The 22020-nt window shown below is 70.3% G+C and carries 24 protein-coding genes; 10 read left to right on the forward strand and 14 right to left on the reverse strand.

All coding sequences use genetic code 11. The annotated features are described in order from the left end of the window. Window positions 1-3: 3 nt before the first annotated feature. Genes prpB through ACTIFV_RS00875 form a run of 3 tightly spaced genes read right to left on the reverse strand, consistent with a single transcriptional unit; the run spans window position 4 to window position 3091 of the window. Window positions 4-903: a methylisocitrate lyase gene (gene prpB / locus ACTIFV_RS00865; protein WP_439590914.1), complete on the reverse strand. Its 900-nt coding sequence runs from the start codon at window positions 901-903 to the stop codon at window positions 4-6. Next, entirely contained in the window at window positions 903-2423 is a 1521-nt protein-coding gene (locus tag ACTIFV_RS00870) for an MmgE/PrpD family protein (RefSeq protein ID WP_439590915.1), read from the reverse strand. The genes prpB and ACTIFV_RS00870 overlap by 1 nt, the downstream gene beginning before the upstream one ends. After that, entirely contained in the window at window positions 2420-3091 is a 672-nt protein-coding gene (locus ACTIFV_RS00875) for a GntR family transcriptional regulator (protein ID WP_439590916.1), read from the reverse strand. The genes ACTIFV_RS00870 and ACTIFV_RS00875 overlap by 4 nt, the downstream gene beginning before the upstream one ends. A gap of 161 nt (window positions 3092-3252) precedes the next feature. Between ACTIFV_RS00875 and ACTIFV_RS00880 the strand changes: the two genes are divergently transcribed. The 5 genes from ACTIFV_RS00880 to ACTIFV_RS00900 are packed head-to-tail and all read left to right on the forward strand — an operon-like array spanning window position 3253 to window position 7633. Next, the gene (locus ACTIFV_RS00880; protein ID WP_439590917.1) at window positions 3253-4170 is read left to right on the forward strand and encodes an ABC transporter ATP-binding protein; all 918 of its coding nucleotides are present in this window, start codon (window positions 3253-3255) and stop codon (window positions 4168-4170) included. Further along, entirely contained in the window at window positions 4167-5786 is a 1620-nt protein-coding gene (locus ACTIFV_RS00885; protein WP_439590918.1) for an ABC transporter permease, read from the forward strand. The genes ACTIFV_RS00880 and ACTIFV_RS00885 overlap by 4 nt, the downstream gene beginning before the upstream one ends. Beyond that, window positions 5783-6241 carry a GbsR/MarR family transcriptional regulator gene (locus ACTIFV_RS00890; protein WP_439590919.1) on the forward strand — a complete coding sequence of 153 codons (459 nt, stop codon included), beginning with the start codon at window positions 5783-5785 and terminating at the stop codon, window positions 6239-6241. Before ACTIFV_RS00885 ends, ACTIFV_RS00890 begins: the two co-directional genes overlap by 4 nt. A gap of 10 nt (window positions 6242-6251) precedes the next feature. After that, window positions 6252-6776, forward strand: coding sequence for a ribonuclease H family protein (locus tag ACTIFV_RS00895; RefSeq protein ID WP_439590920.1), 525 nt, complete (start codon window positions 6252-6254; stop codon window positions 6774-6776). Further along, on the forward strand, window positions 6773-7633 hold the full coding sequence (locus ACTIFV_RS00900) for a sulfurtransferase (protein WP_439590921.1): 861 nt from the start codon (window positions 6773-6775) through the stop codon (window positions 7631-7633). Before ACTIFV_RS00895 ends, ACTIFV_RS00900 begins: the two co-directional genes overlap by 4 nt. Window positions 7634-7636: 3 nt before the next feature. Here the strand turns inward: ACTIFV_RS00900 and ACTIFV_RS00905 are convergent, their stop codons facing one another. Genes ACTIFV_RS00905 through rlmN form a run of 3 tightly spaced genes read right to left on the reverse strand, consistent with a single transcriptional unit; the run spans window position 7637 to window position 10402 of the window. After that, window positions 7637-8113 carry an NUDIX domain-containing protein gene (locus ACTIFV_RS00905; protein WP_439590922.1) on the reverse strand — a complete coding sequence of 159 codons (477 nt, stop codon included), beginning with the start codon at window positions 8111-8113 and terminating at the stop codon, window positions 7637-7639. Further along, window positions 8113-9126, reverse strand: a complete 1014-nt coding sequence (locus ACTIFV_RS00910; RefSeq protein WP_439590923.1) for an aldo/keto reductase family protein — start codon at window positions 9124-9126, stop codon at window positions 8113-8115. Before ACTIFV_RS00910 ends, ACTIFV_RS00905 begins: the two co-directional genes overlap by 1 nt. Before the next feature lie 37 nt (window positions 9127-9163). Further along, window positions 9164-10402: a 23S rRNA (adenine(2503)-C(2))-methyltransferase RlmN gene (rlmN, locus tag ACTIFV_RS00915; protein ID WP_439590924.1), complete on the reverse strand. Its 1239-nt coding sequence runs from the start codon at window positions 10400-10402 to the stop codon at window positions 9164-9166. Window positions 10403-10539: 137 nt separating this feature from the next. On the opposite strand from rlmN, the gene ACTIFV_RS00920 reads away from it, so the two are divergent. From ACTIFV_RS00920 to ACTIFV_RS00930, 3 genes are read left to right on the forward strand one after another with little or no spacing between them, the layout of a single operon-like run. Further along, window positions 10540-11358 (forward strand): hypothetical protein, encoded by an 819-nt coding sequence (locus tag ACTIFV_RS00920; protein ID WP_439590925.1) that lies wholly within the window; start codon window positions 10540-10542, stop codon window positions 11356-11358. Between the two features lie 18 nt (window positions 11359-11376). Then, window positions 11377-12018, forward strand: a complete 642-nt coding sequence (locus tag ACTIFV_RS00925; protein WP_439590926.1) for a LysE family translocator — start codon at window positions 11377-11379, stop codon at window positions 12016-12018. A 25-nt stretch (window positions 12019-12043) separates the two neighbouring features. After that, window positions 12044-12904, forward strand: a complete 861-nt coding sequence (locus ACTIFV_RS00930; protein ID WP_439590927.1) for a Cof-type HAD-IIB family hydrolase — start codon at window positions 12044-12046, stop codon at window positions 12902-12904. A gap of 1 nt (window position 12905) precedes the next feature. Here ACTIFV_RS00930 and ACTIFV_RS00935 read toward each other — a convergent pair whose 3' ends face one another. From ACTIFV_RS00935 to ACTIFV_RS00965, 7 genes are all read right to left on the reverse strand, one after another. Beyond that, window positions 12906-13271, reverse strand: a complete 366-nt coding sequence (locus ACTIFV_RS00935; protein ID WP_439590928.1) for a VOC family protein — start codon at window positions 13269-13271, stop codon at window positions 12906-12908. A gap of 15 nt (window positions 13272-13286) precedes the next feature. Continuing rightward, entirely contained in the window at window positions 13287-14114 is an 828-nt protein-coding gene (locus ACTIFV_RS00940) for an SDR family oxidoreductase (RefSeq protein ID WP_439590929.1), read from the reverse strand. After that, on the reverse strand, window positions 14111-14890 hold the full coding sequence (locus tag ACTIFV_RS00945; protein ID WP_439590930.1) for an enoyl-CoA hydratase/isomerase family protein: 780 nt from the start codon (window positions 14888-14890) through the stop codon (window positions 14111-14113). Before ACTIFV_RS00945 ends, ACTIFV_RS00940 begins: the two co-directional genes overlap by 4 nt. Before the next feature lie 28 nt (window positions 14891-14918). Further along, window positions 14919-15680, reverse strand: a complete 762-nt coding sequence (locus ACTIFV_RS00950) for a 3-hydroxyacyl-CoA dehydrogenase (RefSeq protein ID WP_439590931.1) — start codon at window positions 15678-15680, stop codon at window positions 14919-14921. 100 nt (window positions 15681-15780) lie between these two features. Continuing rightward, complete coding sequence (locus ACTIFV_RS00955) at window positions 15781-16068, reverse strand: LysR family transcriptional regulator (RefSeq protein WP_439590932.1); 288 nt, start codon at window positions 16066-16068, stop codon at window positions 15781-15783. A gap of 13 nt (window positions 16069-16081) precedes the next feature. Beyond that, window positions 16082-16927, reverse strand: coding sequence for an MBL fold metallo-hydrolase (locus ACTIFV_RS00960; protein WP_439590933.1), 846 nt, complete (start codon window positions 16925-16927; stop codon window positions 16082-16084). Then, window positions 16924-17700, reverse strand: a complete 777-nt coding sequence (locus tag ACTIFV_RS00965) for an enoyl-CoA hydratase-related protein (RefSeq protein ID WP_439590934.1) — start codon at window positions 17698-17700, stop codon at window positions 16924-16926. Before ACTIFV_RS00965 ends, ACTIFV_RS00960 begins: the two co-directional genes overlap by 4 nt. Before the next feature lie 116 nt (window positions 17701-17816). On the opposite strand from ACTIFV_RS00965, the gene ACTIFV_RS00970 reads away from it, so the two are divergent. Then, window positions 17817-19514 (forward strand): flavin-containing monooxygenase, encoded by a 1698-nt coding sequence (locus ACTIFV_RS00970; RefSeq protein WP_439590935.1) that lies wholly within the window; start codon window positions 17817-17819, stop codon window positions 19512-19514. Window positions 19515-19517: 3 nt separating this feature from the next. Here ACTIFV_RS00970 and ACTIFV_RS00975 read toward each other — a convergent pair whose 3' ends face one another. Then, window positions 19518-20759 (reverse strand): acetyl-CoA hydrolase/transferase family protein, encoded by a 1242-nt coding sequence (locus ACTIFV_RS00975; RefSeq protein ID WP_439590936.1) that lies wholly within the window; start codon window positions 20757-20759, stop codon window positions 19518-19520. Between the two features lie 89 nt (window positions 20760-20848). Between ACTIFV_RS00975 and ACTIFV_RS00980 the strand changes: the two genes are divergently transcribed. Beyond that, the gene (locus ACTIFV_RS00980; RefSeq protein ID WP_439590937.1) at window positions 20849-22015 is read left to right on the forward strand and encodes an acyl-CoA dehydrogenase family protein; all 1167 of its coding nucleotides are present in this window, start codon (window positions 20849-20851) and stop codon (window positions 22013-22015) included. Window positions 22016-22020: the final 5 nt, after the last annotated feature.

The raw sequence follows: 22020 nt of genomic DNA on the forward strand, positions 1-22020 counted from the left end.
CTCCTAGCGCGCGATCTGGAAGTTGAACACGTTCGTGTCGAAGTGGTTGTACGCCTCGTAGTCGATGAGGTCGTAGAGGTCGGCGCGGTGCTGCATCTCGCCGAGCTTCGAGGTCAGGTGCCCCTCTTCGGTGAGCGTATCGAGTGCACGGGATGCCGCGCCCATCGCGATCCGCAGGAGCGAGACCGGCCAGATCACGATGTTGACGCCGACGTCGCGCAGCTGGTCGGCCGAGAAGAGGTCCGACTTGCCGAACTCCGTCATGTTGGCGAGGATCGGCACGTCGACGGCGTCGCGCACGGCGGCGAACTCCTCGAGCGAGCGCATCGCCTCGGGGAAGATCGCGTCGGCACCGGCATCCACCAGCGCCTTCGCCCGGTCGATCGCGGCCGAAAGCCCCTCGACGGCGGCGATGTCGGTGCGCGCCATGATGAGGAAGTTCGGGTCGCGCCGCGCATCCACCGCCGCGCGGATGCGCTTGATCGCGGTGTCGTCGTCCACGACGCTCTTGCCGTCGAGATGACCGCAGCGCTTCGGGTTGATCTGGTCCTCGATGTGCGTGCCTGCGAGGCCCGCGTCCTCGAGGGTCTGGATCGTGCGCGCGACGTTCATCGGCTCGCCGAACCCCGTGTCGGCGTCGATGATGGCCGGGAGGTCCGTCATCCGGGCGATCTGCTGCCCCCGGCCGGCGACCTCGGTGAGAGTCGTCAGGCCGATGTCGGGGAGCCCGAGGTCGGCCGACAGGACGGCACCCGAGATGTAGACGCCCTCGAAGCCCTTCTGCGCGATCAGCCGTGCCGAGAGCGGGTTGAAGGCCCCTGGGAAACGCAGCAGCTCACCGGTCGCGAGCCGATCTCGGAACGCCCGCCGCTTCTCGGCGGCCGAGACGGTGGAGTACAGCATCAGAACAGCCCCTTCGGAGCGGGCGCGCCCGCGAGCACGCCGGGCTTGGCGACGATCGTCAGCTGCTGCACCTCCGCGGGGGTGAGTTCGGGAAGACGCTGCGCGAGGTCGAGGAACCGTTCGATCTCCGCGGGCTCGAGGACGGGCTCGGCGAGGATCCGGAACTTGCGGATGTAGTCCTCCCGGGCGAACGGCCGCGCGCCGAGGGGGTGCGCATCGGCGACGGCGATCTCGTCCTCGATCACCGTGCCGTCCGTCAGACGGATCTCGACGCGGCCGCCGAAGGCCTTCTCGTTCGGATCGTCGGAGTGGTACCGACGTGTCCACTCGGCATCCTCGGCCGTCGTGATCTTGTTCCAGAGCGCGACGGTGTCCTCACGTGCGGCGCGCGACGGCAGGTAGGAGTCGACGTGGTGCCAGCCGCCGTCCTGCAGCGCGACCGCGAAGATGTACGGGATCGAGTGGTCGAGCGTCTCGCGGGATGCCGTGGGGTCGTACTTCTGCGGGTCGTTGGCCCCCGAGCCGATGACGTAGTGCGTGTGGTGGCTCGTGTGCAGCACGATCGACTCGACGTCCGCCGGGTCGAAGGTTGCCTCGTTGTGGAGTTTGCGCGCGAGGTCGATCCACGCCTGCGCCTGGTACTCGGCGGAGTGCTCCTTCGTGTACGAGTCGAGGATGCCGCGCTTGGCTTCGCCGGCAGCGGGGAGCGGCACATCGTAGGAGGCGTCGGGGCCGTCCAGCATCCACGCCACGACGCCGTCCTCGCCTTCGTAGATGGGCGAGGGGGACGTCTCGCCGCGCATCGCCCGGTCGACGGCCTCGACCGCGAGCTTGCCCGCGAAGGCGGGGGCGTGGGCCTTCCACGTCGAGATCTCGCCCTTGCGCGACTGGCGCGTCGCGGTCGTCGTGTGCAGGGCCTGGCCCACGGCCTGGTAGATCGTCTCGACGTCGAGTCCGAGCAGGGTGCCGATTCCGGCGGCCGCCGACGGGCCGAGGTGGGCGACGTGGTCGATCTTGTGCTTGTGCAGGCAGATGGCGCGCACGAGGTCGATCTGGATCTCGTATCCCGTCGCGAGCCCGCGCACGAGCGCCGCACCGTCGGAGCCGACGTGCTGGGCGACCGCGAGGATCGGGGGGATGTTGTCGCCCGGGTGGGAGTAGTCGGCTGCCAGGAACGTGTCGTGGTAGTCGAGTTCGCGCACCGCGACGCCGTTCGCCCAGGCCGCCCATTCGGGCGACGTGCGGCGCTCGAGCGCGCAGCCGAAGATCGTCGACCCGCCGCCCGACACCGAGACGGCGTGGTCGAGGGCCTGCTGACGCGCCGCGCTCACGGGGGCGCGGGTGAGGGATGCCGCGGCCACGGACGCGTTGTCCATCACGCGATTGATGATCATGTCGACGACCTCGGGCTCGACGGCGACCTCGTCGGCGGCGACCTCGGCGATGTGCCAGGCGAGCTGTCCTTCGCGCGCGAGGTGCTCGTCGCTGCGGTGGACGCGGAGGTGGTGGATGACGGTCATGATGCTCCTTGTTCGATCGTCGTGGAGAGTTCGGAGGTCGCGGCGTCGAGCGACTCGAGGATGCTGACGAGCGCGTTGTGCAGGTGCACGTGGGTCGCGTGGGCGGCGAGCTCGGTGTCTCCCGCGGCGATCGCCGACGCGATGAGGCGGTGCTCGTCGACGGATGCCACGAGTCTGCCCGGATTGTCGCGCGCGAGCCGGCGCACCCGCACGAGGTGGGTGCGGACGGTGCGCAGCGCGGCGGTGAGGTACTCGTTCGCCACGGCCGCATCGAGCGCCGCGTCGAATCGGGCGATGAGCGCGTAATAGTCGTCGAGCGCGTCGCCGCCGCGCAGGCTCACGTGGGCGAACTCGTCGGCGAGGATCGCGAACGTCGAGGGATCCGTCCGCTTCGCGGCGAGGCGCGCCGCCGTCTCTTCGAGTGCGCGGCGCACCTCGAAGAGCTCGCGGATGTCGTCTGCGTCGATGCCGCTCACGACGGTCACGCGCGGGGACAGCTGTACGACGAGTCCGTCGGCGCCGAGGCGGCCGAGCGCTTCGCGCAGGGGTGTGCGGCTGACACCGAGACGCGCGGCCTGCTCGACCTCGCCGAGCACGGATCCGGGGGCGAGAGTGCCGGACTGGATCTCGTCGAGGAGGGTGCGGTAGGCGCGATCACTGGCCCGCATCCTGCACCTCCGTCCTCGAGAGTCGTCCCCAGTGTATACACAAACGGGTCGCGAGGCGACTCGGTGCGACGCTACCGCGCTCTACGTATACACAACGTGGAGCGTAAGGACTTCGTCAGGGAGTATTCACGAATTCATGAAATCGGCGTAGCATCCCCAGCATGACCGACGTCATCCGCACGAGCGGACTGTCCAAGCACTACGGGCGCGTCCACGCGCTCGACGGCCTCGACCTCGAGGTCGCGCAGGGGCAGGTGCACGGTTTCCTCGGCCCCAACGGTGCGGGCAAGTCCACGACGATCCGCATCCTCCTCGGTCTGGCGCGGGCGACGGGGGGCGAGGCATCCGTCTTCGGTCTGGATCCCTGGCGCGAGTCGGTCGCGATCCACCGACGGCTCGCCTCCGTGCCCGGTGACGTGAGCGTCTGGCCGAACCTCTCCGGCGGCGAGGCGATCGACCTGCTGGCGCGGCTGCGCGGGGCATCCCGACATGACGCCTCCTATCGCGCCGAACGCGAGCGACTGTGCGCCGAGTTCCAGTTCGATCCGCGCAAGAAGGGCCGCGCGTACTCGAAGGGCAATCGCCAGAAGGTCGCGCTCATCGCGGCGTTCGCGGTGCCCGCCGAGCTCTACATCCTGGACGAGCCGACGAGCGGGCTCGACCCGCTCATGGAGGTGGTCTTCCGTCGCGAGATCGCGCGGGTGCGGGATGCCGGAGCCACCGTGCTGCTGTCCAGCCACATCCTGTCGGAGGTCGAGCTGCTCTGCGATCGGGTCTCGATCATCCGGTCGGGCCGGATCGTCGAGTCGGGCACCCTCGCGGAGCTGCGGCATCTGACGCGCACCGAGGTCTCGTTCGCGGGGACGGACGCCGCGACCGCGGCGGGCATCCCGGGTGCGCACGATGCCGTCGCCGCGGAGGGCCGGGTGCGTTTCACGGTCGACAGCGACGCCGTCTCCGACGTGCTGCCTGCGCTCGCGCAGCAGCACGTCGAAGGCCTGCGCATCGAGCCGCCGTCGCTCGAGGAGCTCTTCCTGCGCCACTACGGAGACGACCTCGCCGCTGCGGAAGCGAAATGAGCCGCCTCCGCGCGCTGCTCGGTCAGCGCATCCGTCGCGATCGGCTGCAGGTGTCGCTGTGGGTGGTCGGGACCGCGCTCCTCGCCTCCCTCTCGTACGTCGGAGTGGCGCAGTCCTACGGCTCGGAGCAGGACCGCACGTCGCTCCTCGCCGCGGCGCTCGCGAACCCCGTCATCCTGCTCTTCCGTGGACTGCCGTCGGGCACCGACGAAGCGGCGTTCATGGTGTTCCTCATCTTCCCCTGGCTCGCGATCCTCGCCGCTTTCATGAGCACGTTCCTCGCCGTGCGCCACACCCGCGGCGACGAGGAAGCCGGTCGGGCGGAGCTCGTCGCCGCGACGCCCGCAGGGCGCACGCTCCCGATCGTCGCGACGACCATCCACGGCATCCTCGCCAACGTCCTGCTCGCACTGCTGACCGCGGCCGCCTTCCTCGCCGTCGGACAGGAGGCCGGCGGCTCGCTGCTCGTCGGTGCCGCGACGGGAGCGATCGGCGTCACCTTCCTCGGCGTGGGGCTTCTCGCGGCGCAGATCATGCGCACCGCGCGCGGGGCGAACGCCCTGTCGGTGTGGGTGCTCCTCGCGACCTTCCTCGCCGCCGGCATCGGCAACGCGATCGGCACGCCGAGCGACGACCTCACGTCGATGCAGAGCTCATGGCTCGCGTGGCTGTCGCCCTTCGGATGGGGCGAGAACACACGCGCGTTCGCCGAGAACACATGGTGGCCCGTCGCACTGTGCCTCGGGGCCGGAGCCGTCGTCGGCGGAATCGCCATCGGCCTCGCCGCGCGGCGCGACCTCGGCGAGAGCTTCGTCGCGGAGCGACGCGGACGCGCGGCGGCCCCCTCGAGCCTCGCCGGCCCGACGGCCCTCGTGTGGCGGCTCACGCGCGGCTCCGTGCTGGGCTGGGTGCTGGGCGGGCTCCTGACCGGCCTGCTGTCGACATCGCTCGCGTCGATCGTCGCCGACGTCGGCGCCGCGAATCCGTCCGTCGAGGAGATCCTCGACAAGATCGCGGGCGGCGGGAGCATTCAGCAGGCGACCGTGACCACCTTCTTCACGATGCTCGGCGTGATCGCCGCGTGCTGCGCCGTGCAGACCGTCGCCCGCGCACGTCAGGAGGAAGCGCGCGGCACGGCCGAAGCCGTTCTCGCCACTCCGGTGGATCGCGTGCGATGGCTCGGCGACTACGTCGGGATCGCTCTCGTCGGGATCGCGCTGGTGTGCGCCGCGGGCATCGCGGGCGCGGCGGGCGGCATCGCCGGTCAGGACGGCGACTGGTCGCTCATGACGGATGTGTGGGTCGTGGGTGCGGGTCAGATCGCCGCCGCATCCGTCTTCCTCGTGCTCACGGCCCTCGTATTCGTGATGGCGCCGCGCCTCACCATCGCGCTGGGCTGGTCTCTCGTCCTCGTCGGCACGATGCTCGGTCTGTTCGGCCCGCTGTTCGGGTTCCCCGACTGGCTCACGCATCTGTCGCCCGTCGCCGTGACGCCGCAGGTCGACGGCGACGCGGTCGACCTGCGCGGCCTCTGGTGGCTCGTCGGCGTCGCGGTCGTGGGGGCCGCGGCATCCCTCGCCCTCATGCGTCGACGCGAGCTGGCGGCGGACGCATGACCGGGCACCCGGGCGTCGACGCCGCCGAACAGGCCGCGGCGATGCTGACGGCAGCTGGCATGGCGCGCATGCCCGCACGGGTCATGATGGCTCTCGTCGGCTCGCCGGACGAGGGCTACACCGCCGCCGATCTGGCCGACCGTCTCGGGGTGTCGGCGGCCGCCGTCTCGGGGGCGGTGCGCAGCCTCGTGGCGATGCGCATGATCCACCGGATCTCGCGGCCGGGGGACCGCCGCGACCGCTACGACCTCACCCACGACGCATGGTCGGGAATGGTGACGTCGGCGGCGCCGATGTACGCGCAGCTCGCGTCGTCGATGGAGCACATCGCCGACGAGAACACGGATGCTCCGGCATCCGCCGCGCGTGCGCGCGAGGTCGCCGACTTCCTGCGCTACCTCGCCGAGCGCATGCCGCAGATCGCCGCGGAGTGGCGGGCCTCGCGGGACGGGTAGCCTTTCCCGAGTGACTGATCGTTATGTCGTGGCCACCGATGGTGCGTGCAAGGGCAACCCGGGCCCGACCGGCTGGGCATGGGTCGGCGAAGACGGCGAATGGGCCGCAGGAGCGATCCCCGTCGGCACGAACAACATCGGCGAGCTCATGGGTCTGCTCAAGGCGATCGCGGATCACACCGACGTGCGCGAGCTCGTCGTGCAAGCGGATTCGAAGTACGCGATCGACACGTATGAGAAGTGGATGGACGGCCATCGTCGTCGCGGCTGGAAGACCTCGACCGGCGCGCCCGCGAAGAACGTGGACATCCTCGAGCAGCTCATCGCCGCGCGCGAAGCACGCCGAGCCGCCGGGATGCCGGATGTCGTGCTCGAGCACGTGCGCGGACACTCCGGCCACGTGCTCAACGCCTGGGCGGACGAGCGCGCCGTGCGGGCGTCCGAGCACGCCGCGAAGGGCACCGCCAGCGCGTGGTCGTCGCTGGGCTCGCACGACCGCATCGACGTGTCGACCCGCCCGAAGAACGGACGATGATGAGTGCGATCCTCACGACTGCCGATGAGCTGAAGGCGGCGGTCGACCGCGGTCGGTACGTCGATGGCGGGTCCGTGCGGATCCTCGACGTCCGCTGGCGCCTCGACAGCCCCGACGGCCGGCCCGCGTTCATCGCCGGACACATCCCGGGCGCGCTCTTCGTCGATCTCGCGACGGAGCTCGCCGCGCACGGAGAGCCGCACGACGGCCGTCATCCCCTTCCGTCCGAGGCGGACTTCCGCGAGACCGTGCGCGCGTGGGGCATCGACGGCGACGACACCGTCGTGGTCTACGACGACGCGGGCAATCTCGCGAGCGCCCGCGCATGGTGGCTGCTGCGTCACGCGGGCATCCGCGACGTCCGACTGCTCGACGGGTCGCTGCGCGCGTGGGTGGATGCGGGACTCCCGCTCGAGACCGGCGAGGCCGCTTCCGTCGAGCGCGGGGCGGCCGACGTCCGCTTCGGCACCCTGCGCACGCTCGAGATCGATGACGTGCTCGATCACGCCGCGTCGTCCGTCCTGCTCGATGCCCGCGCGGGCGAGCGCTACCGCGGCGAGACCGAGCCGATCGACCCGATCGCCGGGCACATCCCGGGCGCGCTCTCGGCTCCGACCACCGAGAACATCGACGCGACCGGACGCTTCCTCCCGCCCGCCGTGCTGCGCGACCGGTTCGCGGGACTCGGCGCCGAGGCAGGCTCCCCCGTCGGCGTCTACTGCGGTTCGGGGGTGACTGCCGCCCACGAGGCCGTCGCGCTCCTGCTGGCCGGGTACGAGCCGGCGCTCTTCCCGGGCTCGTGGAGCCAGTGGTCGAACACTCCCGGACTCCCCGTGGCGATCGGCGAGGAGCCCTAAGCCTCACGCACCCGCCTGCGCCAGATGCGCCGTGAGAGCTTCGAGTGCGGGGCGCTGGCCCTTGACCAGGCGGTCGCGCGCGGCATCCATCGTCGTCCACTCGACGCGGTCCACCTCGGGAAAGGACTGCGTGCGACCCGACCGCGGCGGCCACTCGAGCTCGAACTCGCCGAACTCGACGTCGTCGAGCGAGAGACCGGAACCGTCGGCGACGAAGACCGTGACTCTTTTGCCGGACGAGTACGCGAACGTGCCGAGCTCGGCGAACGGTCCGTCGGGCGGGTCGATGCCGAGCTCCTCGCGGAACTCGCGACGCGCGGCATCCAGTGCCGCTTCGTCCCCCTCGTCGAATTCGCCCTTCGGTATCGACCAGGCGCCGGCATCCTTCGCCGCCCAGAACGGGCCGCCCATGTGCGCGATGAGCACTTCGGCGCCGCTCGCGAGCCGGTAGAGGAGGATGCCGGCGCTGGTCGCGGGCATCAGGTCAGGCGGTGCTTCGGCGAGACCCGGTAGGTGTCTTCGGCGTCGTCGAACACCGCGTCGCCGAGGGCCGCGTCGATCGCCGCCATCGTGTCGGCGTCGAGCGTGACGCCGGAAGCCTTGACGGTGTCGGCGAGCTGTTCGGGGCGGGATGCCCCGACGAGCGCCGCGGCGATGTTCGGGTTCTGCAGGACCCACGCGATCGCGAGCTGCGGCATCGTGAGGCCCGCCTGGTCGGCGATCGGCTTCAGCTTCTGCACCGCCACGAGCACCTCGTCGCGCAGGAAGCCCTTGATGAAGTTCGCGCCGCTCTTCTCGTCCGTCGCGCGCGAGCCCTCGGGGACGGGCTGACCCGGCAGGTACTTGCCGCTGAGCACGCCCTGGGCCATCGGCGACCACACGATCTGCGAGATGCCGAGCTCCTGCGAGGTCGGCACCACCTTGCCCTCGATGACCCGCCACAGCATCGAGTACTGCGGCTGGTTGGAGATGAGCTGGATGCCGAGGTCCTTCGCGAGGGCGTGCCCTTCGCGCAGCTGCTCGGCGGTCCACTCCGAGACGCCGATGTAGAGGGCCTTGCCGTGACGGACGACGTCGGCGAAGGCCTGGAAGGTCTCCTCGAGCGGCGTCTCGTAGTCGAAGCGGTGCGCCTGGTAGAGATCCACGTAGTCGGTGCCGAGGCGCTTCAGCGACCCGTTGATCGAGTCCATGATGTGCTTGCGGCTCAGGCCGGTGTCGTTGGGACCGCCGGGGCCGGTCGGGAAGTAGACCTTCGTGAAGATCTCGAGCGACTCGCGCCGCTGCCCTTCGAGGGCCTTGCCGAGAACGGTCTCCGCCGCCGTGTTCGCGTAGACGTCGGCGGTGTCGAACGTGGTGATCCCGGCATCCAGCGCCGCGTGGACCGTCGCGATCGCCGCGTCGTCTCCCACCTGCGAGCCGTGGGTCACCCAGTTGCCGAGGGTGATCTCCGAGATCTTGAAACCGCTGTCGCCGAGGTACCGATAATTGACCATCCCTCAACGCTACCGGCGGTTCGGGATGCCGGATCCGTCAGACCTCGAGCGGAGTGACGGCTGCGACCGCGGCATCCTCTTCCGTCGCGACGAGCTGACCGCACGCGCCGTCGATCTCCTTGCCGCGCGTGTCGCGGAGGGTGGTCGGAATGCCCTTGGCCTCGAGGCGCCGGACGAACTCGTTCTGCACCGAGACCTCGGATGCCGTCCAGATCGAGCCCGGCGTCGGGTTCAGCGGGATCGGATTGACGTGCACCCAGCCGCGGCCGCGTTCGTTGAGCTTGTCGCCCAGCAGATCGGCACGCCAGCCGTGGTCGTTCATGTCCTTGATGAGGGCGTACTCGATCGAGACGCGGCGCTTGGTCTTGTCGAAGTAGGCGCGGGCGGCGTCGAGCACCTCGTCGACCTTCCAGCGCGAGTTGACCGGGATGAGCTCGTCGCGAAGCTCGTCGTCGGGCGCGTGCAGCGACAGCGCGAAGGTCACGGGGATGTCCTCGTTCGAGAGCTTCGTGATCGCGGGCGCGAGACCCACCGTCGAGATCGTGACCCCTCGCGCGCTCATGCCGAGACCGTGCGTCTTGTCGGTCATGACGCGGACCGCCTGCATGACCCGCGCGTAGTTGGCCAGCGGCTCGCCCATGCCCATGAAGACGATGTTGGAGACGCGCTCGGCGGAGTGGTCGTCCTTCTTCTTGCCGCCCAGGCCCCCGTCGGCGATGAGGCGGTTCGCGCGGACGACCTGCTCGACGATCTCGGCCGCCGACATGTTGCGGGTGAGCCCGGCCTGGCCGGTCGCGCAGAAGGGGCAGTTCATGCCGCAGCCGGCCTGGGACGAGACGCACAGCGTGATGCGACCGGGGTAGCGCATGAGCACCGACTCGACGAGCGCGCCGTCGTGCAGCTTCCACAGGAACTTGATCGTGTCGCCGCGGTCGGTCTCGAGGCGGCGCACCTCCGTGAGCAGGGGCGGCAGCATCCCGTGCACGAACTCCTCGCGCCCCTCGGCCGGCAGATCGGTCATCTCGGCCGGATCATGCGTCCAGTGCGTGAAGTAGTGCTTCTCGATCTGCTTCGCCCGGAAGCCGGGCAGGCCGAGCTCCTTGACCTTCTCGACGCGCTGCTCGGGCGTGAGATCGGCCATGTGCACAGGAGGCTTGCCGCGCTTGGGCGAAGCGAACTGCAGGAGGGGGCGACCCGCCTCATCCTTCTTCTGCGACCATCCCTCGGTCTTCGGGCGCACCTGGCGCACGCGCGTCTGCTCGGGTTCGATCGTCATGCTCTCAGGGTAGGGGACGCACCTGCGCGAACCCTGGCGCGGGGTGGCGACGGTGCGGGCGGGCGTGGGGATCGTGCTCGTCGCCGCAGCGCACATCCTCTCGCCCTGACACGCCCTGCCGGGGCTACCGTAGTGACGTGACGACGGGGTCGGAGGGGACGATGGATGCCGCGGCCCGCGCCGAGCTCGCAGCGCTGCGTCGTCGGGCGTACTCCGCCGACGCCGATATCGGGTCGGATCCCTCCGCGCTCGCGCGGCTGGTCGAACTGGAGGACGCCCTGCGCGCGCCCGCGCCGTCTCCTCCCGACGTGCAGGACGACCCGGTGGCACCCGCACAGCTCGCGCGTCCGTCCGAAGCGGTCGCGCCCACGACGGTCCACCGCTGGCACCGGGCGCTCATCGCCACCACCGCTGCCGCCGCCTGCGTGCTGGGCGGCCTCTCGTGGCAGGCGATGTCCGTGACCTCGGGCACCGCCGCCCCGGTCTCGAGCGAGCCGCCGCTCGACGCCGTCGGCGCGGATGCCCTCGCCCTGGCCACGGATCCGCAGTCGACGGTGCTGTACACGCTCCGACTCGACGGCGCTTTCGGCTCCTACGCCGACCCGTACCCGCAGCCGCCCCCGGATGTGCCGATCGACAAGCCGCTCTGGGCGTCATCGCTCGGCGAGTACTACGGTCACGAGCTCTGGATCGCGGGGACCGTGGATGCCGTTCCCGCTGACACGGAAGGCTCGAACGACGCGGAGCAGCTGTGCATCGTGCTCGTGGAGGGCTCCGCGACGCGTTCGAAGTGCGTCGCGCGTGCCGCCTGGGAACAGGGGGCACTGATGCTCACGATCGATTTCGCCGACCTCGACCCGGCGGAGCGACCCGACGAGATGCGGGCGGACCAGAGCCTCGGGCTGTGGTGGACGGACGACGATCGCCTCAGGGTGCTGCTCGGACGCGTCGGCTGAGCGACTAACGTTCTCGTCGTGGCACCCCTCGAGAACCTCCTCGCCTTCACCCTGGCGGCGATCGTGCTGATCGTGATCCCGGGCCCGTCCGTGCTGTTCACGATCGGCCGCGCGCTCGCCCTCGGGCGCACGGGCGGCCTGCTCAGTGTGCTCGGCAACGCACTCGGCCTGCTGCCCATCATCGGGCTCGTCGCCCTGGGAGTCGGCGGCGTCGTCGCGCAGTCGATCGTGCTGTTCACGATCGTCAAGATCGCCGGCGCGCTCTACCTCGCGTTCCTGGGCGTCCAGGCCATCCGCCACCGCAAGGAGGCGGCGCGCGTCGCCACCGAGGGTGAGCTTCCGCGGTCGCATTGGCGACAGCTGGCCGAGGGATTCGTCGTGGGGATCACCAACCCCAAGACGATCGCCTTCTTCGTCGCCGTGCTGCCGCAGTTCGTCGACCTCTCGGCGGGCGCCGTGCCGCTGCAGATGATCGAGCTCGGGCTCGTGTTCTTCGTGCTCGCCCTGATCTGCGACAGCATCTGGGCGCTCGCCGCCGCCGGCGCACGCTCGTGGTTCGGCAAGTCCCCCCGGCGCATCGAGGCGCTCACCGCGACGGGTGGCGGCCTCATGATCGGTCTGGGCGGCATCCTCCTGTTCACGGGCGGCGCCAAGCACTGACACCGTCGACCGGGAGAATGGATGCATGGCATCCCCCTCGCGCATCGTGTTCATCGACGTCGACGGGACCATCCTCGAACACGGGGCGAGCGTCGCCGCGTCGACCGTCGACGCCATCCAAGCGGCCCGCACGGCGGGACACCGGGTGATGCTGTGCACGGGCCGGGCGCAGGGCGACATCGACCCCGCCGTGCTCGCGATCGGCTTCGACGGCGCCATCACGAACGGCGGTGCGACGGCTGTCGTCGGTGACGAGGTGGTCGTGTCGCGGCTTTTGAGTCCGGAATCCGTCGACCGCCTCGTCGGCGCGATGCACGGCCTCGGCATCCACTACTTCCTGCAGACAGATGACGAGATCTTCGCGAGCCCCGGTATGACGGCGCTCGTGCGGGAGTACGTCCGCGGTCTCCAGGCCGACGATGACGCCCGCGGGATCACCCGGCCCGAGGACTCGCTCGCGGGGCTGGCCACCCGCACCTACCGCGATGCCGCGCTCGCACCGACGGGCGCCGTCGCGAAGGCCGTCTTCGTGAGCCTCGAGGACGACGGACTCGCACGGCTCGAGGCCGCCATTGGCGACGAGTTCCACATCGTGCCCGGCAGCATCCCCCTTCCGGGCGGCTCGAACGGCGAGATCTGCCTGCTCGGCACGAACAAGGGCACGGCGATCGAGCTCGTGCTCGCGCATCTCGGCGAGGATCCCGACGACGTGATCGGGATCGGCGACAGCTGGAACGACGTCGAGATGTTCCAGGTGTGCGGCACGAGCGTCGCGATGGGCAACGCCGAGCCCGAGCTCAAGGCACTCGCCGACGTGGTCACGACGAGCATCGCCGACCACGGAGTCCGCAACGCCTTCGTGCGCCTCGGGCTGATCGACGGCTGAGCTACGCGGGGTGCACCGCGAGGTTCGCGAGGTTGCCGTCCGGGTCCCGCACCTGGGCGACCCGCTCACCCCACGGCATGTCGCTCGGCGGCTGGACCGATGCGCCCCCGGCCGAGATCCAGGCGTCGTGCGCGGCATCCACGTCGTCGACGTAGAACCAGAGGGCGACGCGGTCGCCCTCCGTCGCGGCGTCCGGCACGCGACCGATGCCGAGCGCCTCGTTGCCGAACGCGAGCGCGACGTAGTCGTCCTCGTCGCCGCTCGCGAAACGGTACTCGACCGTGGCGCCGAGCGCGTCCTCGTAGAAGGCGACCAGCCGCGGCAGATCGCGCGAGTTCAGGATGGGGAAGAGGCTCCGCACGCCCACGCGGCGAGCGTACCGCTACAGGAAGATGTCGGGGAAGAGCTCCGAGTCGGGTGTGCCGGGAACCGCCGCGTAACCCGAGAAGTCAGTGACTCCGGATGCCTCGAGCACGTCCTCGACGATCAGCGTCTGACCCGTGTACTCGCGCGCCGGCCGCAGGAAGATCTCGTACGCGGCGTCGGCGTAGATCTCTGGCGTGCGGCTCACCTTCATCATGGTGTCGCCGCCGAGGGCGAACTGCACGGCCGCCGTCGCGATCGTCGTGCGGGGCCACAGCGTATTTGCCGCGATGCCGTGCCGGGCGAACTCCGACGCCATGCCCAGGGTGGCCATCGTCATGCCGTACTTCGCCATCGTGTAGCCGGTGTGCGCGCCGAGCCACTTGGGATCGAGATTGAGGGGCGGCGACAGCGACAGGATGTGCGGGTTCTCGGCGTCCTTGAGGATGGGGGCGGCCGCCCGAGAGAGCATGAACGTGCCACGCACGTTGACGTCCTGCATGAGGTCGTACTTCTTCGCCGGCAGGTCGAGCGAGCGCGACAGATCGATGACCGACGCGTTGTTGACGACGATGTCGATGCCGCCGAACTCGCCCTGCGTCTTGAGGACGGCCTCGGTGATGTCGTCGTCGTTGCGGACATCGCCGACGATGCCCAGCGCGTTGCCGCCGGCGGCCCGGATCGCCTCGGCCGCGGAGTGCACGGTGCCCTCGAGCTTGGGGTGCGGCGAGTCGGTCTTGGCCATGATGGCGATGTTGGCGCCGTCGCGCGCCGCGCGGAGCGCGATGGCGAGGCCGATGCCGCGGCTGCCGCCCGACATGAGGATGGTCTTGCCTGCAAGGGTCACTGTGCTGCCTTTCGGGCGGATGCCGCGGCGAAGGCCGCGACGCGGGCTTGGGCTTCGGGAGTCGCGAGAGCGGCGCCGATCGTCTGCGCCTCGTCGGCGAGCTGGACGACGACGCTCTGCTCGGGCGCGGCGCGTACGAGTCGCTTCGCCTGACCGTAGGCCGCGCTCGCACCGTCGAGCCAGAAGCGCGCGACGGCCTCGGCGCGCGCGCGCACCTGGTCGGGCTCGACGGCCTCGGCGACGAGACCCCACTCGACCGCCTCGGCGGCGGTCAGCAGGCGGTCCTGCAGCACGAGCTGGAGAGCGCGGCGCTGCCCGACCGCACGGCCGAGGTGAGCCGTGACCGACAGGTCGGGGGTGAGCCCCATGTTCGCGTAGAGACTGCCGATCCGGGAGTCCGTGCCGACGACCGCGTAGTCCGAGGCGAGGAGGATCCCGAGACCGCCCCCTGCCGTGGTGCCCTGCGCGGCGGCGGCGACGGGTGTGACCGATTCGGTGAGCGAGAGGATGCCGCGGTTGATGACGCCCGCGAGCTCGGCGATGCCGTCGGCCGAGAAACCGCCGGCCGCCATCGACAGCACGTCCCCGCCGGCGCAGAACGAGGGACCCTCGGCGTCGATGAGGATGGCGCCGACGTCGTCGCGCGAGGCGGCCTCGGCCGTGACGCGCTCCCACGCACGCGCGGTCGCCTCGTCGAAGGCGTTGAGACGCGTGGGGCGGTTGAGCGTGATGCGCGCGAGTCCGTCGTCGACGGAGAAGAGGATGGGGTCGGTCATGGTTTCTCCCTGGGTGGTGGAGTGACGATCAGCGGGGTGCCATTCTGATCGCGCCGTCGAGCCGGATGGTCTCGCCGTTGAGATAGCCGTTGTCGACGATCGAGAGCACGAGGCGAGCGTATTCGTCCGGCCGCCCGAGGCGTGCCGGGTAGGGGACCTGCTGGCCGAGCGAGTCCTGCGCGTCCTGCGGCAGGCCCATGAGCATCGGGGTCTCCATGATGCCGGGCGCGATCGTCAGCACGCGGATGCCGAAGCGCGCGAGCTCTCGGGCGATCGGCAGCGTCATCGCGTGCACGCCCCCCTTGCTGGCCGAGTAAGCGGGTTGGCCGATCTGACCGTCGAAGGCCGCGACCGAGGCGGTGTTGACGATGACGCCGCGGTCACCGCCCTCGGCAGGTTCGGTGCGCGCCATGACGGCGGCAGCCTGGCTGATCACGTTGTACGTGCCGATGAGGTTGATGCGGATGATCTTCGCGAACGGAGCGAGCGGGTTCGGGTTGCCCTCGCGGTCGAGCACCTTCGCGGGCGGGGCGATGCCCGCGCAGTTGACGACGACGCGCAGGGGCCCGTCCTGCGCCGCGGTCTGCACGGCCCCGGCGACCTGCTCGGGGTCGGTGACGTCGGCCGCAGCGAAGCGCGCTCCGAGCTCGGCGGCGACCTGGGCGCCGGGCGACGAGGGGAGATCGACGATCGTGACCGTGGCGCCGGCATCGAGCAGGCGCTTCACTGTCGCCAGGCCGAGGCCGCTCGCACCGCCGGTCACGAGGGATGAGGCGCCCGAGAGCTCCATGGGTTCTCCTTCGAACGGCCCGCGGCGATCACTCGATTCTCGCGGGATCGCATCCCAGCTTACGCGGGACGCAGTCTCACCGAGAACCCCGCCGAATCGCTCAGGCCCGCTGGCGCGCGCGCGACTCGCTGAAGCGGTTCGAGTACCGTTCGAACCGGTCGACCTCGTCGACCAGCTCCCGCGCTCGCGACGCGAACTCGAGAGCGTCGGGCGTCGGTCGGATCGAGCGCCCGTCGGGTTCGAAGAAGCGCACCTCGAGACGCCGCTGCAGCCACGCGATCTGTCGCGACACCGCGGCCGGCGAGTACCCCCGCTCTCGCGCCGCGGCGACGACGGATCCGCTGTCGATGACCGCGATGAACGTCTTCAGCACCCGTAGTTCGACCATGATCGCCCCTGGTTCATGACTCGGCGCCCCGCCCGCGGTACGACCGGTCGCCGGCGGCGGCCAGGTATTCGAGCTGGGCCGCCACGCTTGCCTCAGCACCCGCGCGCACACCTGCGGGCATGCTTCCGTAGACCGCATCCGTGATGGCTTCGACGGTCAGCGCGCGCGCGGGATCTTCGATTCCCAGTCGCGCGACCGCCGCCTGCACCTCGGAGAGGCGGCGCGCGCGATGTGCGGCGTACTCCGCTGCGACCCGCGCGACGCTGTCGCGCATCCCTCCGTGCCCGGGCAGGACGGTTTCGTCTCCCAGCGCAGCGAGCAGCGCGAGGGTCGCAAGGTAGTCGCCGAGCCTTCCACCGTTCACGCTGTCGAGAGCCGTCGTGCCCCGGCCGAGGATCGTGTCGCCGGTCAGCACCGACGCACGCGCCATGCCGGACAGCTCGTCGTCGGGCAGACGAAGGCAGACGGAATCCGCCGTGTGCCCGGGAGTCGAGAGCACCTCGATGACCGTGCCGGCCGCGTGGATCCGCTCACCGTGGCGCAGTGGCTGCGCATCGACGCACAGCGCCGGATCCGCGGCGCGCACCGGCGCCGATGCGGCCTGCGCCAATCGTGGAGCCCCCGCGGCGTGATCCGGATGGTGATGGGTCAGGAGGATGAGCGCCACGGAGCCCTGACCCAGCAGCCGGTCGAGGTGGTCGGATTCCCGCGGGCCCGGATCCACGATCACGACCGCCGGCGAGTCGGCGCGGCGGATCACGTAGGAGTTCGTGCCGTCGAGGGTCATCGGGCCGGGGTTCGGCGCGAGCACGCGGGTGGCGAGCGCCGTCCACGGGGTGACGCGGTCGAGGGCGTTCATCGGTTCTCGAACGAGGGTGCGCGCTTCTCGCGGAAGGCAGCCATGCCCTCCTTCTGGTCCGCGGTGTCGAAGAGGGACGCGAAGACGTGGCGCTCGAAGCGCAGTCCCTCGGCGAGCGGAGTCTCGAGTGCGGTGTCGAGCGCAGCCTTGGCGGCATAGACCGCGGGGAGCGACTTCGCCGCGATGGTCTCGGCGATCTCGCCGGTCGCCTGCAGCAGCTCGTCCGCGGGGACGATGCGCGAGACGAGCCCGGCGCGCTCGGCTTCGGCGGCATCCATCATGCGTCCCGTGAGCACGAGATCCGCGGCCCGGTAGTAGCCCAGCGCGCGGACGAGGCGCTGCGTTCCGCCCATTCCCGGGATGACCCCGAGCGTGATCTCGGGCTGGCCGAAGCGGGCGGTGTCGGCCGCCACGATGATGTCGCACATCATGGCGAGCTCACAGCCGCCGCCCAGCGCATAGCCCGCGACAGCAGCGATGACCGGTGTGCGCACGGCCGCGAAGTCCGCCCATCCGTCGAACGAACGAGTCATGACGACCTCGGTGCCCGACATGCTCGCCATCTCGCCGATATCGGCGCCGGCCGCGAAGGCTCGGGCGGAGCCGGTGATGACGATGGCGCCGATCCCGGGATCTGCGTCGAAGGCGACCGTGGCAGCGATGACCTCGCGCACCATCGCGGCGTCGATCGCGTTGAGCACGTCGGGCCGATCGAGCATGATCCACGCCACACGACCGCGCGTCTCGGTCCGGATCGTCCGCTGGCTGGTCATGCCGTTCGGGGTCCTCTCGCTCGACGGTGCGCCGCATCGCGCGTCGTTCGGCCTCGCTGGTTCGGCGCGGCGGCTCCATGCTAACATAAAGCAAGCGCTTGATTTTTGGAGGGAACGTGGGAGCACCGCAGGATGCCGCGGCGACGCGGGACGGGCACGAGGGCGCGCGCGCAGGACTGCCCGACTTCGTCGAGTACTTGATCATCGGCGCGGGCGTCTGCGGTCTCTGCCAGCTGCAGAGACTGCTGGATCAGGATGCCGACGTGCTGCTGGTCGACGCCAACGGCGATCTCGGCGGCACCTGGTTCAAGAACCGCTACCCCGGCTGTCGCTTCGACTCGGAGTCGTACACCTACCAGTACTCGTTCTCGAGCGAGATGCTGCAGGAGTGGGACTGGTCGGAGCGCTTCGCCGCGCAGCCGGAGACACTCTCGTACCTCAACTACTTCGCCGACAAGTTCGATCTGCGTCCGCACGTGCGCTACAACCTGTCGGTCGTCGGCATGGAGTGGTCCGAGGACGACCTGGTGTGGAACGTGCGCTTCCAGGACGGTCGCAGCATCCGGGCGCGGTTCGTGCTCTCGGCCATCGGCATCCTCTCCGCCCCGACCTATCCGCGCATCGCGGGCATGGAGACCTTCGCCGGCACCGCGGTGCACACGTTCGACTGGCCGGACGATCTCGACGTCGCCGGCAAGCGGGTCGCCGTCATCGGCACGGGCGCGAGCGGCGTGCAGGTCATCACGGACATCGCGGGCGTCGCCGATCAGCTGTACGTGCTGCAGCGCGGAGCGAACTGGTGCGCCCCGCTCGGCAACAGCCCGATCTCCCCCGAAGAGATGGCCGATCTGCGATCGCGCTACGACGAGATCTTCCAGTGGTGCAGCGAGACGCCGGCCGGCTTCATCCACCGTCCCGATCGCGTCCTCAGCACCGATGTCACGCGCGAGGAGCGGGTCGCTCACTGGCACGAGCTCTATCGCGGGTCGGGCGCGGGGATGTACATGGGCAACTACCGGGACACGATGATGGAGCCGGGGCCGAATGCCGAACTGTCGGAGTTCATCGCCGAGCGCATCCGCGACCGCGTGGACGATCCCGCGATCGCCGACATCCTCACTCCGAAGGATCATGGATTCGGCACCAAGCGGGTCGCGGGCGAGTCGGGCTACTACGAGGTGTTCAACCGCGATGACGTCGAGCTCATCGACCTCAAGGCGACGCCGATCACGTCGATCACCGAGACCGGCATCCGCTTCGAGGGCGACCAGGGTCGACCGCCGATCGAGGTGGACGTGATCATCTATGCGACCGGCTTCGACGCCGTCACCGGCCCGTTCGACCGCATCGACATCGTCGGAGCGCACGGCCTGAAGCTGCGCGACAAGTGGAGCGCGGGCCCGATCACGTGCCTCGGCGTCCAGGTCACCGGCTTCCCGAACCTCTTCGTGCTCGCCGGACCGCAGTCCGGTTCGGCTTCGGCCAACTTCCCGCGCGCGATCGAAGACGTCGTGAACTGGATGACGGCCTTCTCGAAGGTGATCCGCGAGGAGGGCATCGTGCGCGTCGAGGCCAAGCCCGAGGCGGAGGCCGAGTGGACGGCCCACGTGCACGAGGTCAACGCGAAGCTCCTGATGTCGAAGACGAAGTCGTGGTTCAACGGGCACAACAAGAACCTGGACCGCGATGAGGCACCTCGCGCGATGGTCTACCTCGGAGGCGGACCCCGGTTCCGCCGCCGACTGGCGGCCGAAGCCGAAGCGGGCTACCCGAGCTTCGAGGTCGAGCGGGCCGCGGTGATCGCCGCCCGCTGACGCTCAAGCCGTCGCGAGGGCCGCGCGGTGCTCCGGCGCCGCGACGGAGATGAGCGCGTCGCGGCGCTCGGCGCGCGTGCGCCCGCGCAGCCGGGCGACGCCGTGCTCCGTGACGACGGCGTCGACGTTGTAGTGGGACGCGGTGACGAGGTCGGATGCCGCGTGTCCCGCGACGATCGTCGAGTGCCCCTTCGCGGTGGTGGACGCGAGCGCGATCACCCGCATCCCCCCGTCCGAGAGGTGCGCGCCCTCGGCGAAGTCGGCACTGCCCCCGACGCCCGAGATCACGCCGCCCCGCACGGTCTCGGCGACGACCTGACCTGCGAGATCGACCGCGACAGCGCTGTTGACCGAGACGAACGACGGGATCCGGGAGATCTCGCGCGGATGATGGATGCGCTGCGAGTCATGCAGCTCGATCGCAGGATTGCCGTCGGCCCAGGCCATGAGCTGAGGCGAGCCGAGAAGCTCGACCACCTGCACGGGCGCCCCGCCGCGAGCCGCGATCGCGTCCACGAGCGGGATCATCGGATCGGAGAGCATGCCGTGGAGGCGGAGGGACGCGGCATCCCCGATCCTCGACACCTCGGCGGCCACCGCGTCGCCGATCGCGCCGATGCCGAGTTGCACCGTCGCGCCTGCGGGGAGAATTGCACCGACATGCGCCGCCACCGCCGCGGACACGGCCGACGGCACGACCGGCTCGTAGCGCGCCATGGGCACCTCGGATGCGACGAGACGGTCGAGCTCCGAGACGTGCACGGCGCCGTCGCCGACGAGCCGGGGCATGTCGTCGGCGACCTCGGCGATGACCAGGCGCGCGCGACGGATCGCGTCGAGCGTGTAGCTGGCGGACGGACCGAGGCTGCACCAGCCGTCAGCATCGGGCGGACCGACCCTCACGAGGGCGACGTCGGTGCGATCGAGCACGACCTCGGGCACGTCGATGAGCCGGAGCGGGAGGTAGTCGACCAGGCCCTCGCGGTGGAGCGCCCGGATCTCGCCGTGCACGTGCCACGCTCGCACCCTGACGGCGCCGGAGGTGGCGGCCTCGGCCAGATCGGGCTCGCCGAGCGTGATGCCGAGCGTGAGCACGACGGCCCCGGCCGAGGCCGGGCGACGGCCCAGCTCGCGCAGCAGGGTGAGCGGCGTGCCGCAGGCGTTGCCGGCGACGAGCCGGGTGCCCGCCGGCAGGCCCCCGAGGGCGTCCTGGGCGCTCGAGGCGATATCGGGCCACGTCGTCATGACTCCGAATCGTAGCGACTTGACGGCGTAGAGCAAGCGCTTGATACAATTGCACCGTCTTCCCATCCGCATATTCGACGGAGAACCCGATGGATTTCGAAGAACCGGAGCACATCCGCGACATCCGCCACGCCGTGCGCGACATCTGTGAGGGTTTCGGCTCGGAGTACTGGCGGCGCTGCGACGAGCAGCACGAGTTCCCCTGGGATTTCTACGACGCGATGGCGCGGGCCGGATGGGTGGGGATCGCGATCCCCGAGGAGTTCGGCGGCGGCGGCGCGGGCATCACCGAGGCCTCCGTCGTGCTCGAGGAGGTCGCCGCGTCGGGCGCGGCCATGAACGGCGCGAGCGCCCTGCACCTTTCGATCTTCGGGATGCACCCCGTCGCCAAGCACGGCACCGAGGCGCTCAAAGAGGCGTACCTGCCGCGCGTCGCATCCGGCGATCTGCATGTCTCGTTCGGTGTCACCGAGCCGGATGCCGGCACCGACACCCCCTCGATCACGACTCGCGCGACACGTGAGGGCGACGAGTACGTCGTCCAGGGGCAGAAGGTGTGGATGACCAAGGCCCACATCTCCGAGAAGGTGCTGCTGCTGACCCGCACCACTCCGCTCGATCAGGTCGACAAGCGCACACGCGGCATGACGCTGCTGATGGCCGACCTGAAGGCCCCGGAGGTCTCGATGGAGCTGATCGACAAGATCGGCCGCAACGCGGTCGGGTCGTGCGAGGTGCGCTTCGACGGCCTGCGCGTGCCGGTGAGCGACCGCGTCGGAGAGGAGGGCAGGGGTTTCACCTATCTGCTCGATGGGCTCAACCCCGAGCGCATCCTCATCGCCGCCGAGGCCGTGGGAATCGGCCGGGCGGCTCTGCGCAGGGCCACCCAGTACGCGCGCGAGCGCGTCGTCTTCGGCCGACCGATCGGCAAGAACCAGGGCATTTCGTTCCCGCTCGCCGAGGCCCACATGCGGCTCGCCGCCGCCGAGCTCGCGGTGCGAGAGGCATCGTGGCGATACGACCGCGGCCTGCCGTGCGGCGAGCAGGCGAACGCCGCGAAGTTCCTCGCCTCCGACGCCGCCTTCTTCGCGGCCGACAGCGCGATGCAGACGCTCGGCGGCTTCGCCTACGCGAAGGAGTACGACGTGGGCCGCTACTGGGTCGAGTCGCGCCTGATGAAGAGCGCGCCCGTCCCCCAGCAGATGGTCCTCAACTACATCTCCGAGCACGTGCTCGGCCTCCCGCGGTCCTACTGAGCCTC

Source organism: Microbacterium sp., assembly GCF_051860965.1.
In the GTDB taxonomy this organism is placed as follows: domain Bacteria; phylum Actinomycetota; class Actinomycetes; order Actinomycetales; family Microbacteriaceae; genus Microbacterium.

What these genes read in the sequence shown, in the direction of transcription:
- ACTIFV_RS00880 (WP_439590917.1), top strand. Translation starts at nt 3,253, where the DNA reads ATGACCGACGTCATCCGCACGAGCGGACTGTCCAAGCACTACGGGCGC.
- ACTIFV_RS00910 (WP_439590923.1), bottom strand. Translation starts at nt 9,126, where the DNA reads ATGGTCAATTATCGGTACCTCGGCGACAGCGGTTTCAAGATCTCGGAG.
- ACTIFV_RS00875 (WP_439590916.1), bottom strand. Translation starts at nt 3,091, where the DNA reads ATGCGGGCCAGTGATCGCGCCTACCGCACCCTCCTCGACGAGATCCAG.
- ACTIFV_RS00900 (WP_439590921.1), top strand. Translation starts at nt 6,773, where the DNA reads ATGATGAGTGCGATCCTCACGACTGCCGATGAGCTGAAGGCGGCGGTC.
- prpB (WP_439590914.1), bottom strand. Translation starts at nt 903, where the DNA reads ATGCTGTACTCCACCGTCTCGGCCGCCGAGAAGCGGCGGGCGTTCCGA.
- ACTIFV_RS00950 (WP_439590931.1), bottom strand. Translation starts at nt 15,680, where the DNA reads ATGGAGCTCTCGGGCGCCTCATCCCTCGTGACCGGCGGTGCGAGCGGC.
- ACTIFV_RS00890 (WP_439590919.1), top strand. Translation starts at nt 5,783, where the DNA reads ATGACCGGGCACCCGGGCGTCGACGCCGCCGAACAGGCCGCGGCGATG.
- ACTIFV_RS00980 (WP_439590937.1), top strand. Translation starts at nt 20,849, where the DNA reads ATGGATTTCGAAGAACCGGAGCACATCCGCGACATCCGCCACGCCGTG.
- ACTIFV_RS00870 (WP_439590915.1), bottom strand. Translation starts at nt 2,423, where the DNA reads ATGACCGTCATCCACCACCTCCGCGTCCACCGCAGCGACGAGCACCTC.
- ACTIFV_RS00975 (WP_439590936.1), bottom strand. Translation starts at nt 20,759, where the DNA reads ATGACGACGTGGCCCGATATCGCCTCGAGCGCCCAGGACGCCCTCGGG.
- ACTIFV_RS00930 (WP_439590927.1), top strand. Translation starts at nt 12,044, where the DNA reads ATGGCATCCCCCTCGCGCATCGTGTTCATCGACGTCGACGGGACCATC.
- ACTIFV_RS00885 (WP_439590918.1), top strand. Translation starts at nt 4,167, where the DNA reads ATGAGCCGCCTCCGCGCGCTGCTCGGTCAGCGCATCCGTCGCGATCGG.
- ACTIFV_RS00960 (WP_439590933.1), bottom strand. Translation starts at nt 16,927, where the DNA reads ATGAACGCCCTCGACCGCGTCACCCCGTGGACGGCGCTCGCCACCCGC.
- ACTIFV_RS00945 (WP_439590930.1), bottom strand. Translation starts at nt 14,890, where the DNA reads ATGACCGACCCCATCCTCTTCTCCGTCGACGACGGACTCGCGCGCATC.
- rlmN (WP_439590924.1), bottom strand. Translation starts at nt 10,402, where the DNA reads ATGACGATCGAACCCGAGCAGACGCGCGTGCGCCAGGTGCGCCCGAAG.
- ACTIFV_RS00955 (WP_439590932.1), bottom strand. Translation starts at nt 16,068, where the DNA reads ATGGTCGAACTACGGGTGCTGAAGACGTTCATCGCGGTCATCGACAGC.
- ACTIFV_RS00905 (WP_439590922.1), bottom strand. Translation starts at nt 8,113, where the DNA reads ATGCCCGCGACCAGCGCCGGCATCCTCCTCTACCGGCTCGCGAGCGGC.
- ACTIFV_RS00965 (WP_439590934.1), bottom strand. Translation starts at nt 17,700, where the DNA reads ATGACCAGCCAGCGGACGATCCGGACCGAGACGCGCGGTCGTGTGGCG.